We start from the raw sequence: 12551 nt of genomic DNA, 5'->3' as shown, positions 1-12551 counted from the left end.
GAAGTCGATAGCTGTAAAGGAGGAGACTACCTCAGCTATGGTTCTACAGTGACTGGTGTCCCTAAATCCACCTGATGGAATAATTCCTTAATATCGTGGTTGTACATCCTAATACAACCATGTGAGACAGCTTTGCCTATTGAATCAGGATTAGGAGTACCATGAAAGCCAACCCAATTTTTACCGTCTGTCCAAAATCCAATCCAGTAGTTACCAAGAGGATTTTCAGCGTGTCCTCCTGGGATAGCTTTCTCGGTGAAAGGGTTGATCCAAGTAGGATTTTTCAACATATTAAGTATTTGAAAATTACCTATTGGGGTTTCCCAACCTTGACGGCCCACTGCTATTGGATAACTTTTAATTTGGGTTTTTCCTCGATAGAGAGTTACTTGGCGATCGCTAAGACTAATCTTGAGATGAAGAGGTAAAGTATTGGAATCATTAGCAACTAAATTGTTAGATGAGGTTTGAGAAGTAACTGTCATCTCAGAAGCTAATGGTATCGCCGGATGAGAATTTAATACAAATGCAGAAGTTATAATAACTAATTTGAATGATTGCCTTAACATTTGGATATGCCTGTATTTCAGTGGCAGAAACATTTGGGAGTTTCTCCTCATCGATATCTCTTGAGTTAAAAGCTAAAAACTCCTTAAATTGATAAGCAATTTTCTGTAAGCACAACTGTTGTTATACTTCTGAATATAATTAACAATGTCAATCAGAAGTTTAAAAATTGTATGTAGGCATTTATCTTAAAATTTAACTTTGTTAATTTCTCGTTCCGTCTGTCTAGAGTAGAGTTAATTTCAACAATTTGTAATGTTTAATACAGCGTTTATTTGTAACTAGTTTATTTTTTAAACTACCTACATCTTTTTTTAATCAAATTGCTATAGTATGAATTTAATCATTTCGATTTTGATTAAAGAATAAAGAAGGAACAGAATTATTTATAAAAGCAATTAAATTAAGGATATTGCTAATTTTCTATGATTAACAGAACTTATGCAAAATCATGAAAAAACGAACCGCAAAGGACGCAAAGTAATAAGAGTTTCAGAGAGTTATTGCGTAAGTCCTAATTGAGTAGCAATGGTGTGGATGATAGTCAACACACCAGATGTTAACCTATGAGTAAAAGGGATTGGGGTAGTGGTATTCAAATGAAAAATTATGGAATTTGCTCTAACCCCAAACATATTTTGGAATTTTTCCCCAGTCCCCATTCCCGATTACCCAGTACCCAGTACCCATTACCCAGTACCCAATGCAAGCAACCACTATCCACGCTCTCAAAGAATGGGCAGTTGCCGTAAATGCCCTAGAAAGTGGCAAAACAATTATGTTACTCCGTAAAGGCGGTATCCATGAACGGAATGGACGTTTCCAAGTTGCTCATGAGCGGATTTTGCTTTATCCTACTTATGAACATCAGCAAGCTTTCATGCTGAAAACTGAGTATGCTAGTCTTGTCTATCCAGTAACATCAGGTTGGCATCCAGAAACAATTCGCATCGGCAGTTGGGCTGAAATTACTGATATTTTGCCAGTCAGTAACGAATCTATTGTTAATGCCTTAGTCCCTTTCCATATTTGGAACGAGCATTTTATTAGCGATCGCCTCAAATGGAAAGCACGTCAACCCCTATACATTCTCCTCCTGCGGACTTACAAACTAGCTCAAGAGCAAGAAATTTCTTATCACTCTGGGTACGGTGGCTGTAAATCATGGATTGATTTAGATCAATCAATTCAAATACAAGGTTCAAAACCTGTTTTGTCTGACTTTGCATACATCCAGTTAGTAGAAACAATTCGCGGGATTGTCGGTGATAAATTGTATTCTCCATTGCTCTAATGTCAAGCGCGGATTTATGATTTTACGCAACTTCATAAGTAATTTCCAAAAGCCGCGCTGATGTAACCAGAACAACAAATAGTTTGATTGCGAACCTAAGCTTAAATAGTAGTTCTTGATACATACAATTGCAAAAAGCACAGATAACATTAGAGAAATCTTGCCCTGGTGGGAAGGGAAAACTGTTTATCTTTATGTCCTACTATCAGCTGCCCTCATGGGTTGACATATTAAGTAATTATCCGTAGTTAGATAGTGCTTAATTTTTCATGCATAGTACTTTAGATAAAAAAGTCTCCCACAAGGGCGAGGTTAGACTTTACAAAAGTCTGCCATTATGCTTTATCAGATAAAAGCAAAGGAGTTTGCAATGCATCGACAAATGTGCTGGCTATCTAAGTTTGGCAGCGATGGAGAGAAAATTTTGCATTTGCAGATAGCACCCAATCAACCTTGGCGTCCCTACACAGCTTTTGGGCAATTTGCAGTGCCAGATTATCAAATACCAGGCGGTTCTAAAGGTTGGGCAACTTATCAAAAACTTCTCAAAGCTGGCTGGACATTAGTACATAGCGCACGGGCAAATGAATTTGGCAGCAGCTTTGCAGAGTCAACAATTCAAAATCAGTAGTTAGGAGTCAAGGGTCAAGGGTCAAGGGTCAAGGCTTGTGTCGCCTCGTTCCCAGCCTGGAGGCTGGGAATGTATTCCGAGAGGCTGCTGCCTCTGGTCAAGCCACTGGAGGCGGAGCCTCCGAAAATGGGTTCCTAGCCTACAGGCTAGGAACCAGTTAAAAAAACCTTCTGCCTCCTGCCTCCTGCCTCCTGCCTCCTGCCTCCTGCCTCCTTCAATCCACTCTTCTACTCTTCCACTCCTCCACTCCCGCTCACCACCCTCTAGGGGAACCTTCACCACGGGGATCAGCCGCTCCTTCTAAAGTTCCATCCGTTGTCACGGCGATCGCGTTAGCATTACCCCAAGGAGTAGTTTCCTTAATATTGTGTCCTCGACGGCGTAATTCTTGCAGAGTTAGAGCATCCAAACTCCAGGATTCTGAGCGGAACTCATCTGGAAGCCATTGATGATGTATGCGTGGGACAGAAATCGCAGCACCGACATCCATGTTGTATTCCAGCACATTCAGGATAACTTGCAAGACTTGGGTGATGATGGTGCTACCTCCAGGCGCACCCACTGCCATGCGGAGGCGTCCATTTTCTGTGATAATTGTGGGAGTCATGCTGGATAAGGGAGTTTTGCGAGGTGCAATGCTGTTGGCATCGTTGCCAACTAAACCAAAAGCATTAGGTACTCCTGGTGCAGCTGCAAAATCATCCATCTCGTTGTTGAGAAAAATCCCGGTTCCTGGTGTCACCACACCAGCCCCAAATCCCAAGTTAATCGTGAAAGTCAAACTCACAGCATTACGTTGTTCGTCCACAACAGTAAGGTGACTAGTTTCATTAGATTCAGAGGATTTTGAATTTGGAATTGTATTGAGTCCTGGCTTGATCTCGGTCGAGGGTCTAGCCACTTTCATATTAATTTCTTGACGGCGTTTTTTGGCGTATGCTGGACTGAGCAGTTCTTGTACAGGAACTTTGACAAAATCTGGATCGCCTAAATATTGGGAGCGATCGCTGTAAGCAATCTTCATTGCTTCTACCATCAAATGTAAAGCATCGGGATGATGCCAACCTAAAGATTTTAAATCAGTGTCACCAATAATATTTAATATCTGCAATAGGTGAATACCTCCTGATGATGGTGGTGGCATTGAACAAATTTTAGCTTTGCGGAAATTTCCACAAACGGGAGTCCGCCAAATTGTTTTGTAGGCTTTCAGGTCTTCCAAACTTATTAAACCACCGTTTTTAACCATATCGGCAGCGATCGCTTGAGCAATATTTCCGGTATAAAAACTTTGGGGATTCTGAGCAATTGCTGATAATGTGCGTCCTAAGTCACGCTGCACCAGCTTCTCCCCTGGTTGATAAAATTCGCCATTGCGAATAAAAATTGCCCGCGCCGCCGGATTGTCGAGAATTGCTTGCTTGCGGTTTTTGTACTCTGAGATCGAACGCCAACTAACTTGAGGACTAAGGATAAAGCCATCCTTAGCGAGAGCGATCGCAGGCTTTACCACCTCTTGCCAAGATAGCTTACCATAGCGACGATGCACTTCATAAAGTCCCGCCACTGTTCCTGGTGTCGCTACGGCTAAATAACCATTTACACTGGCATTTGGACGCACCTTACCTTGTGCATCCAGATACATATTTCTTGTAGCTTTCAGGGGTGCGCGTTCGCGGAAATCTAAGGCTTTGATTTCCCCAGTTTTCTGAGAATGCATCAATAAAAAGCCACCGCCGCCAATTCCCGCCGAAAAAGGCTCGACTACAGAAATAGCAAAAGTTGTGGCTACAGCTGCATCAACTGCGTTACCACCTTTGCGTAACATCGAAATTCCTGCTTCACTTGCGAGGGGATGAGCCGATACCACCATTCCCTTTTTGGTGCGTAGGGGTAAAGTCAAGGCTGCTGATGCGACTTGACTGTAAAGCAGAACGCTAAAAGAGAAAAAAGCGATAGCCACTTGCATGGAGTTGGTAACTAAGGCGATCGTAGATGGGTGTAAACGTTTAATTTGAGCAGACGTAAAATTTTTGGACAAGTCTAACTACCTTCAGCCTAGTTGAGCTAACTCAGGTTAAACAATAAACAGCGCACCTAAATTACCGCTATAACCAGTAATCTCAATGATGGCGTCAGTTTTAGCGTCAAATCCACTATAGTAATCCGATTTGATTCGTGAACTGACTCGTAGAGACAGGGAATGGAGAATGGGGCATGGGGCATGGAGAAGAAGTAATAAAGATGTACTGAATTTTTTTCAGAAATCAAATATGATTCCTATAGTAGAATCATTCGCCCATTACCATATATTACATCTGTAGCTACACCTACACTAAACGTCGCCGCTTGATTGGCTACAGATGTCAGGTTGCCATCGGCATTGAGCGATTAATAAGCTTCAGAGCAATGACTGTGGCGATCGCAAAACGCAATTAAAGAATAAAAGTTGTTTCTTCAACATTTATATCCAATTTTTAGGTGAGGTTTAATCACCTTAAAACTCACACTGCCATTTTGCGTTTATTTTCTCGAAAAACCTTAAATGTAATAGGACAATCTGGAGTATGAAAAACTTTTCCTTCGCTCAATGCTACCCACAAAACCAATTTATGATGATTTATACCTAAACATACATAGGAGTATTGTCTATTTTCAATACACCAATGATAATGAATATCTTTAAGAAATTCAGTCTTTAATTTATCAAACATAACTTCCCAATCAGGGCAAATATTTTGAAGCTTATATTTAACCCAGTCTTTCACTTCAGAAGAACTTAACCACTCAGACAATTCGTCAACTGTTGGGCGTGAATTACCATAGTGATAATCTAAAAAATTTCTGATTTTTGATTTCAGCATTGGTTTTTAATAGATAAGGGATTTCTAAGAAATAAATTATCCAAGAAAACTAACCACAGAGGCACAGAGGGCACAGAAAGATGAAGAATAGAGAGAATTGTTGTATGAGATTTATGAATGTTTTTTAATTTGTAAGTCCCTAATTAAAGTCGCTAACAGTAAATAAATCAATACGAAATGATTTCTAATTAGTGTATAAGTGGCTACAGAGGTAAGAAATAATAGAGCCAATAATACTTGAAACTGCTTCTCTGATTAAAACAGCAATAATCTAAAATTGGTAGATTTTTTATAACACCATTTTGTTATTTCTGTAAATTTTATATCTAAGATACAGTCATAATCTTCATTTTCTTTGTAACCGTCCATCTTCCATGTGAACAATGCGATCGGCAATATCTAAAATACGGGCATCGTGAGTTACAAGTAGAACTGAACAACCTTCTTCTTTTGCAAGACGTTGAATAATATCAACGACATCGCGACCAGTTTTGCTGTCTAGTGATGAGGTAGGTTCATCTGCTAGCACCAATTTGGGCTGAGCAACCAACGCCCTAGCGATCGCCACTCGTTGCTTTTGTCCGCCCGATAATTTGTCTGGGTAATTATCCACAAGCTCGCCTAATCCTACAGCTGCTAACATGGCTATAGCGCGGTGTCGATACTCCTGTTTGGGAATTTCTGGATGTAGCTTTAGGGACATGCGGACATTACCATAGGCAGAAAGGCACTTAAGTAAGTTGTGATGCTGGAAAATAAAGCCGATTTGGTTCCGCACTTGAGTTAACTGCTTTTTGCTAGAACCCCGTAGTTCTTGACCGAGGATTTTCAGGCTTCCATCTTGCACCGATCGCAATCCGCCAATTAGTGTCAGTAATGTCGTCTTACCACCACCAGAAGGGCCTGTGAGGATGACAATTTCCCCCGGATAAATCACCAAATCCACATTACTTAGCACAGGCTTACGCAAAACCCCTTGACCGAAAGCATGATTGAGGTTGCTAACAGCGACAGTCGGTTCCATAAATTACTCCTAAAACACATCCGCCGGATCGGCGGAACGGAGTTTAGTAGTGGCGATCGCACCAGAAACGGCACACATTACAATAGTCAGGATGAACACTTGAATAGCAACACTCGCCTTCATCGCCAGAGGAATTCGCGTGAGTGTTACGAGTAATTCATAAATACCAACTGAGGCGATAAAGCCGGGGATAAATCCCATTACACCCAAAATCACAGCTTCTTGTAGTACTACTAATAATAGAGAGCGATCGCCATAACCCATAGCTTTGAGAGTGGCATACTCTGACAGGTGATCGCTAACATCAGAGTAAAGGACTTGATAGAGAATAATTACCCCAACAACAAAGCCAACAATCGTACCAAACTTGAGGATGATTCCCTCTGGCTGTGAACTGTAAAATTGCTGCTCGCGTTGAATTAATTCTTGATGAGTAAATACCTCCACCTCTGACGGAAGACGTTGACGCAGTTTTGCTTGGACTGCGGTTATATTTGCGCCTTTTTCAAGGGTAACTACCCCTAGCCGCGCTTGGTCGAGGCTATCTTGACCATTGCGCTGAGCGTAATTCCAGTCACTCATAATTACGTTTCCTTTATCATTCATGGTGCTACCCATGCTGAAAAGTCCAACTACATAAGTGCGGCGATTTTCCATGATTGTTGCTAACTCTGATTTCTTAGCAAGCAATTGAGGTATTTCACCTAAAGACGGTTGGGATAGACGGTCAAATAACACCGTATCTGGTGCAGTCAATTTTGCTAGTTGCTGATTCACTTCTGGTAATTTCAACACAGAAGGATGAGCAGGATTGAAAGCAATAATCCTAACTTCGTTACCAAAGAAACCCCGTCTGCGAGGCATTTTTTGGTTAGAGTTACTCGGTTTAGATAACTGATTGGGATTTACCCAATTTGCCCTATTAATATAGACAGGGCTGACAGCAGAGACACCATCTACCGCAGTTGCTTGATAAAGGTAAGCACGTGGAAAAGATATTCTAAACTGTAAACTAGGACTGTATGAGGATACTAATAATAAGTCTCCTGCTAAACTCTCATGAAGTCTGGTTGTTCCTTCTGTTAGCATTGCTAGGAGTCCTAGCTGAGTGAACATTAGAATATTGGCAAAGCACACGCCTGTGGTTGCTACAGCTAAGCGCACTTTTTGATGAGACAATTGCGACCAAGCTAGGGGAGTTTCTAATTGGAAATTGTTAAAAAAGAATTTGAGCGGGGGTAATTTCATGATTGCAGGTTTGTGATTTGGGTAACAAATTACCTTTAACCTTTTCTACCAGAGGCTCCGCCAACGCAGAGCGTCTCGTAGAGAAGCACGCAAACATTAGAAGGAGAAGATTTTACTAATGGTTAGGACATACTTTAGGAAGCCGCAACGTCAATTTTGACTCGCACTTGCATCCCAGTTAAAGTGGCTACTTTTGGGCTATCTTCTGGATCAATGCGGATTTTAACTTCCACTACACGAGCATTGACATCGTTAGTTGGGTTATTTTGGTCTTGATTGAGGCGGGTTTTACCAATTTGCAGACCAATTTGATCAACCTTACCCCGGATGTCGCCACTAAAGCCGCCGTACTCGCTGTTAATTATTGCTTGTTGTCCTAGACGCACCTTGACAATATCAGTTTCGTAGACTTCTGCGATCGCATACATCTGTTTTGTTTGTCCCAACTCTGCAATTCCCTCTTGGGTGTTTACCTGTTCTCCAACACGGGTATTAAGCCGCAAAATCTGACCAGCAAGCGGAACTCGCACTTGTGAATCTTCTAATTGAGCTTTTTGCTGTTCTACCTGGATTTGGGCTTGCTCTAATTCAGCTTTCGCAATCTCAATATCAACGGGACGCACCTCCTGTAATCGCTTCAGATTTGCCTTTTCTTTAGCAAGTTGTGCTTGTAAGGTGGATGTGGTGTTGTCTAATTCGGCTCTATTTTGTAAAAGAACTGCTTTTGCTCGATCAAATTTCTCTTGGGCGTCGTCTAGCTCAGAGCGCTTGATAGCTCCTTCCTGAGCTAAAATCACATAGCGTTGATATTGCAACTGAGTATTACGGATAGTTGCTTGGGCTTGGGCGATGGTTGCTTGTCGTTGTTTGGTTTCAGTTCGCAAGCGAGCGTCTAATTCAGTAATAGCAGCACGTTGGGCAACAATTTCTCCCTGTTTAAAATCACCTTGTTGAATTTTAAGCAATTGCGATCGCTTAATTGTCACATTTGCCTGAGCATCCCTGAGTTGTTGTTCGGCTTTATTTTGTCCTTGGAGAATAGCAATTACCTGATTTGCCTTGACCAAATCACCTTCCTTTACCAGGATTTGGTTAACACGGCTATCTTGGGCATTGACTACAGAAATCTTAATCACGTCTCCTTCTGGTACTAACTTTCCTAAAGCTACTACCCGACTTGAGGTAGCAACTTCAGTCTTTACCGGAGCATCACGAGGATTATTTTGTGCCTGTATAGAACCGCAAGCGACAGATAATGTGGCAAGACTGATGATGGTTGTGTAAGTAACACACTGTCGAAGTACGACAGATACACCTTGCTGAAACTGAACCACAGCTAATAGGAGCATCATAGCTTTTGGCAGATGTTTTATTTTGATGTCAAGCCACAAATATGCTAAAAGGCAACGCCTACAAAAAAATACAGACTCCAGGTGTATTTATAAGGTTCCCCATGAATAAAATTGCTGACTCTCAGTTGAATGTATCACAAACTCAGTTAGGACTTACGCAACTGGCACACAAGGCTTCTGGTATAAGAGTCAAGAGTCAAGGGTCAAGGGGAGCCACTGCGCCCTTGCGCTCTGCCGACTTGAACGCCGCTTGCGTCTTTGACAGGAGAAGCAAGTGGCGGTCAAGAATCAAGGTTTTTTGGACTTTTGACCTTTGACTCTGGACAACCTCAATGAAAAAAATATGACACTTGCGTAAGTCCTGAGTCTATTACTCGTTTACTTGACTACCATCAAATTAACTGGCGCAACTCCAGCTAAATCCAAAATTGGCGCAATCAAATCCTCTCGCTTCACCGCCATCATGTGGACACCTTGACACAATTGCCGTGCTATTTGAACTTGCTCGGCGGCAATTTTCATGCCTTCTTCAAGGGGATCTTTTGCTTGTGCCAATCTATCAATAATGTGTTCTGGTATATTTACACCCGGAACACACCTATTAATAAACTGAGCATTTTTGGCAGATTTCAACAGGAAAATTCCTGCTAAAATTGGTTTTTTGTACCCAGCGGCTATTTTGTCCATAAACTTTTCTAACCGCTCAAAATCTGTAATCAATTGACTTTGGAAAAACTGCGCTCCGGCTTCGATTTTGCGTTCAAATCGACTTTGTAAACCTGACCAACTGGCACATTGCGGATCTACTGCTGCGCCAGCGAATAATTCCAGCGCCCCATCAGTCAAAGGCTTATCGTTACAATCAACGCCCTGATTCATTTTCCGAATCAGTTGTAGTAATCGCACAGCTTCCAAGTCAAAGACGGCTTTGGCATCAGGATGATCACCTGCTTTTACTGGGTCGCCAGTCAAGGCTAAGATGTTATGGACACCTAAAGCATGAGCGCCCATCAAGTCAGCTTGCAGACCAATGCGGTTGCGATCGCGGCAGGCAATCTGACAAATCGGCTCAATCCCTTTTTGTAATAAAATTGCCGAAGCTATCAATGAAGACATCCGTAGCACTGCGCGGCTACCATCGGTAACATTGACGGCATGAACCCTCCCCTTAAGGGTCGCCGCCATTGATATCATGTGCGCTGGATTACCACCTTTTGGCGGTGCAACCTCGGCGGTAATCAGGAATTTGCCTTCTTTAGCAGCTGTTTGGAAGGCAGTCAAATAAGTTGGTTTTTGCGTATCAAGCATAACATTGAGTATTTCTGACTCTGGATACACCCATAACATATAGCACCAGAAAGCGAAACCTCATAGAGGCACAGAATAACCTAAAGCAGCTTTTACTTGTGCCAGAGTTTGGTTAGCGATCGCCTGGGCTTTTTGCCGTCCATCACGCAACACAGACTCTAGATAGCCTTTGTCCTCTGTTATTGTTTGATATTTTTCTTGTATTGGTTTCAGGGATGCAATTATTGTGTCCGTCAATAATGGCTTGAATTGTCCCCAGCCCATATCTTGACATTGGGCTGCTACCTCTTCCTTGGTCTGAGCAGAAAGTAGCATATACAGTGTTAACAAGTTGTTACACTCTGGACGCTCTGGATCGTCGAAAGTCAAACCACGAATTGGATCAGTTTTACATCGTTTAATTTTGTACTGAATCTGGTCTGGTGGATCGAGCAAATTAATCCGGCTTAAGTCAGAAGGATCAGACTTGGACATTTTGCGCGTACCATCCGCTAAACTCATCACCCTTGCACCTTCCTTGCGAATCAAAGGATTTGGTAACTTCAGCACTGGCTGATCTGGTTTGCCAAATTGATGATTAAACCGGGCTGCAATATCTCGTGTCAGTTCCAAGTGCTGCTTTTGGTCTTCACCCACTGGCACTTTATCAGCCTGGTAAAGCAAAATATCAGATGCCATCAGCACAGGGTAGTCCAACAAGCCCACATTGACATTTTCTCCCTGTTTGACAGCCTTTTCCTTGAACTGGATCATGTCTTCTAGCCAGTTTAGAGGTGTGATGCAGTTGAGCAACCAGGTGAGTTCACTGTGAGCGGAAACATGGGATTGCACAAAAATAGTTGAGTGGTTCAAATCAAGACCACAAGCTAGATAAAGCGCAACGAGGGTGTAGGTATCAGATGCCAAGCGTGTTGAGTCGTATGGCACTTGTGGGACTGTAATTGCGTGCAAATCTGCTACGAAGAGGTAATTCTCGTATTCGCTCTGATTTTCTACCCAGTTGCGAATGGCTCCCAAGTAGTTACCTAGATGATAATTTCCTGTTGGTTGAACTCCAGAAAGAACACGCTGCTTGCCCATAAATTTAAACTTTAGTTATCTCAAATCCGCGCTATGTTAATGTGGCGATGTCTGGCGACAAGTCGCTTGTCTACGAGACACCCTGCTTAGCTTGCTTTTTTGCAGGAGTAAGCGCCTACGCAAAACTCATTTAATTTTGACATTTTCCCGGTCAACTCGCCGCTGAGAGATTAGAGATTTACTAAGCTAATGTGCGTCTAAGTTGCACATTCACTAGCTAAGACCGTTATTAATCATTTGTCATGCGTCCTTTGTAAATACTTTCGACTAATGACAAATGACGCATGACAGCCCTCATGAATGATTGTGCAATGTAAATGTCTTTTAGCATTTCCTCCTTGCAAAAGTAGCAGATGATACCTTGTAATATACAAACAAAAAAAATGCGATAATCAGCGCACATTTAGGTTTACGATCATGAAATTTATTGGCATTGACTTAGGTTGGAAATCCCAGCCAAGTGGACTATGCTGCTTAGAATGGACAAATAAACAACTTCAACTACTAGATCTAGATCGCAAAGAAGCCATTGTAGACATTTTTAGATGGCTCGATATATGCATACAACCAGATGAATCAGCCATCGTTGCTGTAGATGCACCTACTCTCATCCCCAACGCTACCGGAAGTCGCCTACCCGATAAACTCAGCCACAAGCACTTTGGTAAATATCACGCGGGATGTTACCCAGCTAACCAGAACTTAGCCTTTGCAGAACGTACTGTTAAGTTTGGCTTAGAATTGGAATCTCGTGGTTTTGCACATGCACCAATTATCGAAGTGCAAAAACTTGGCAGATATCAAATAGAAGTATTTCCGCATCCAGCAATAGTTAATCTATTCTCCTTAGAACGCATCCTTAAATATAAAAAAGGACGCCTGAATGAGCGTCGCTTAGAATTAATTAAACTCTACAATTACATTCTTGAGATTCTACCCACTCTTGAACCTTCTTTGCGTCCTTTACACCTTTGCAGTTCGTTCATTTCCGAAATCCCCACCACAGGCGCAGCCCTCAAAGCTGCTGAAGACAAATTAGATAGTCTAATCTGCGCTTATGTGGCAGCACACTGGTGGTATTGGGGAGAGCAACGTAACTTGGTGCTAGGCGATCGCACCACTGGTTACATTGTCATCCCCAAATCAGCGCTAAATATTGAGTATTAAAAAACTCAGCATTGTA

13 protein-coding genes are annotated in these 12551 nt (G+C 42.1%); 4 read left to right on the top strand and 9 right to left on the bottom strand.

Annotated features, from left to right (window positions below; all coding sequences use genetic code 11):
* Positions 1–35: 35 nt before the first annotated feature.
* Positions 36–569 (bottom strand): L,D-transpeptidase, encoded by a 534-nt coding sequence (locus IQ246_RS06125; protein ID WP_194001095.1) that lies wholly within the window; start codon positions 567–569, stop codon positions 36–38.
* Between the two features lie 701 nt (positions 570–1270).
* Between IQ246_RS06125 and IQ246_RS06120 the strand changes: the two genes are divergently transcribed.
* Positions 1271–1861, top strand: a complete 591-nt coding sequence (locus IQ246_RS06120) for a DUF1802 family protein (RefSeq protein ID WP_194001093.1) — start codon at positions 1271–1273, stop codon at positions 1859–1861.
* A gap of 370 nt (positions 1862–2231) precedes the next feature.
* Positions 2232–2492, top strand: coding sequence for a hypothetical protein (locus tag IQ246_RS06115; protein ID WP_191758991.1), 261 nt, complete (start codon positions 2232–2234; stop codon positions 2490–2492).
* A 253-nt stretch (positions 2493–2745) separates the two neighbouring features.
* Here the strand turns inward: IQ246_RS06115 and ggt are convergent, their stop codons facing one another.
* The 6 genes from ggt to IQ246_RS06090 form a co-directional block, all read right to left on the bottom strand.
* Positions 2746–4461 carry a gamma-glutamyltransferase gene (ggt, locus tag IQ246_RS06110; protein ID WP_194001133.1) on the bottom strand — a complete coding sequence of 572 codons (1716 nt, stop codon included), beginning with the start codon at positions 4459–4461 and terminating at the stop codon, positions 2746–2748.
* Positions 4462–4569: 108 nt separating this feature from the next.
* Positions 4570–4668, bottom strand: a complete 99-nt coding sequence (locus IQ246_RS31200; protein WP_370588456.1) for a bluetail domain-containing putative surface protein — start codon at positions 4666–4668, stop codon at positions 4570–4572.
* Between the two features lie 328 nt (positions 4669–4996).
* Positions 4997–5356 (bottom strand): hypothetical protein, encoded by a 360-nt coding sequence (locus IQ246_RS06105; protein ID WP_194001091.1) that lies wholly within the window; start codon positions 5354–5356, stop codon positions 4997–4999.
* 346 nt (positions 5357–5702) lie between these two features.
* On the bottom strand, positions 5703–6380 hold the full coding sequence (locus tag IQ246_RS06100) for a DevA family ABC transporter ATP-binding protein (protein ID WP_194001089.1): 678 nt from the start codon (positions 6378–6380) through the stop codon (positions 5703–5705).
* 9 nt (positions 6381–6389) lie between these two features.
* Positions 6390–7628, bottom strand: coding sequence for an ABC transporter permease DevC (gene devC / locus IQ246_RS06095; protein WP_194001087.1), 1239 nt, complete (start codon positions 7626–7628; stop codon positions 6390–6392).
* Positions 7629–7762: 134 nt separating this feature from the next.
* A complete protein-coding gene (locus tag IQ246_RS06090) occupies positions 7763–8980 on the bottom strand; it encodes an efflux RND transporter periplasmic adaptor subunit (protein WP_244141938.1) in 1218 nt (405 codons plus the stop codon).
* 101 nt (positions 8981–9081) lie between these two features.
* Between IQ246_RS06090 and IQ246_RS06085 the strand changes: the two genes are divergently transcribed.
* Positions 9082–9297 carry a hypothetical protein gene (locus IQ246_RS06085; protein ID WP_194001085.1) on the top strand — a complete coding sequence of 72 codons (216 nt, stop codon included), beginning with the start codon at positions 9082–9084 and terminating at the stop codon, positions 9295–9297.
* Positions 9298–9358: 61 nt separating this feature from the next.
* On the opposite strand, the gene IQ246_RS06080 is transcribed toward IQ246_RS06085, so the two are convergent.
* Together IQ246_RS06080 and trpS are read right to left on the bottom strand one after the other, a co-directional pair.
* The gene (locus tag IQ246_RS06080; RefSeq protein WP_194001083.1) at positions 9359–10288 is read right to left on the bottom strand and encodes a methylenetetrahydrofolate reductase; all 930 of its coding nucleotides are present in this window, start codon (positions 10286–10288) and stop codon (positions 9359–9361) included.
* A 60-nt stretch (positions 10289–10348) separates the two neighbouring features.
* The gene (gene trpS / locus IQ246_RS06075) at positions 10349–11368 is read right to left on the bottom strand and encodes a tryptophan--tRNA ligase (RefSeq protein ID WP_194001081.1); all 1020 of its coding nucleotides are present in this window, start codon (positions 11366–11368) and stop codon (positions 10349–10351) included.
* A 417-nt stretch (positions 11369–11785) separates the two neighbouring features.
* Here trpS and IQ246_RS06070 point away from each other — a divergent pair, with 417 nt between their 5' ends.
* A complete protein-coding gene (locus tag IQ246_RS06070; RefSeq protein WP_194001079.1) occupies positions 11786–12535 on the top strand; it encodes a DUF429 domain-containing protein in 750 nt (249 codons plus the stop codon).
* The last annotated feature ends 16 nt before the right edge of the window (positions 12536–12551 follow it).

The sequence above is a fragment of the aff. Roholtiella sp. LEGE 12411 genome, assembly GCF_015206995.1.
In the GTDB taxonomy this organism is placed as follows: Bacteria; Cyanobacteriota; Cyanobacteriia; order Cyanobacteriales; family Nostocaceae; genus Komarekiella.
The sequence above is the reverse complement of the archived record's forward strand: the minus strand, read 5'-3'. Positions and strand labels throughout refer to the sequence as shown.

Bases quoted from the DNA above. Each gene is read 5' to 3' on its own strand.
- devC (WP_194001087.1), bottom strand. From the start codon at position 7,628: ATGAAATTACCCCCGCTCAAATTCTTTTTTAACAATTTCCAATTAGAA.
- IQ246_RS06070 (WP_194001079.1), top strand. From the start codon at position 11,786: ATGAAATTTATTGGCATTGACTTAGGTTGGAAATCCCAGCCAAGTGGA.
- IQ246_RS06125 (WP_194001095.1), bottom strand. From the start codon at position 569: ATGTTAAGGCAATCATTCAAATTAGTTATTATAACTTCTGCATTTGTA.
- IQ246_RS06105 (WP_194001091.1), bottom strand. From the start codon at position 5,356: ATGCTGAAATCAAAAATCAGAAATTTTTTAGATTATCACTATGGTAAT.
- trpS (WP_194001081.1), bottom strand. From the start codon at position 11,368: ATGGGCAAGCAGCGTGTTCTTTCTGGAGTTCAACCAACAGGAAATTAT.
- IQ246_RS06120 (WP_194001093.1), top strand. From the start codon at position 1,271: ATGCAAGCAACCACTATCCACGCTCTCAAAGAATGGGCAGTTGCCGTA.
- IQ246_RS06100 (WP_194001089.1), bottom strand. From the start codon at position 6,380: ATGGAACCGACTGTCGCTGTTAGCAACCTCAATCATGCTTTCGGTCAA.
- ggt (WP_194001133.1), bottom strand. From the start codon at position 4,461: ATGCAAGTGGCTATCGCTTTTTTCTCTTTTAGCGTTCTGCTTTACAGT.
- IQ246_RS06085 (WP_194001085.1), top strand. From the start codon at position 9,082: ATGAATAAAATTGCTGACTCTCAGTTGAATGTATCACAAACTCAGTTA.
- IQ246_RS06080 (WP_194001083.1), bottom strand. From the start codon at position 10,288: ATGCTTGATACGCAAAAACCAACTTATTTGACTGCCTTCCAAACAGCT.
- IQ246_RS06090 (WP_244141938.1), bottom strand. From the start codon at position 8,980: ATGATGCTCCTATTAGCTGTGGTTCAGTTTCAGCAAGGTGTATCTGTC.
- IQ246_RS06115 (WP_191758991.1), top strand. From the start codon at position 2,232: ATGCATCGACAAATGTGCTGGCTATCTAAGTTTGGCAGCGATGGAGAG.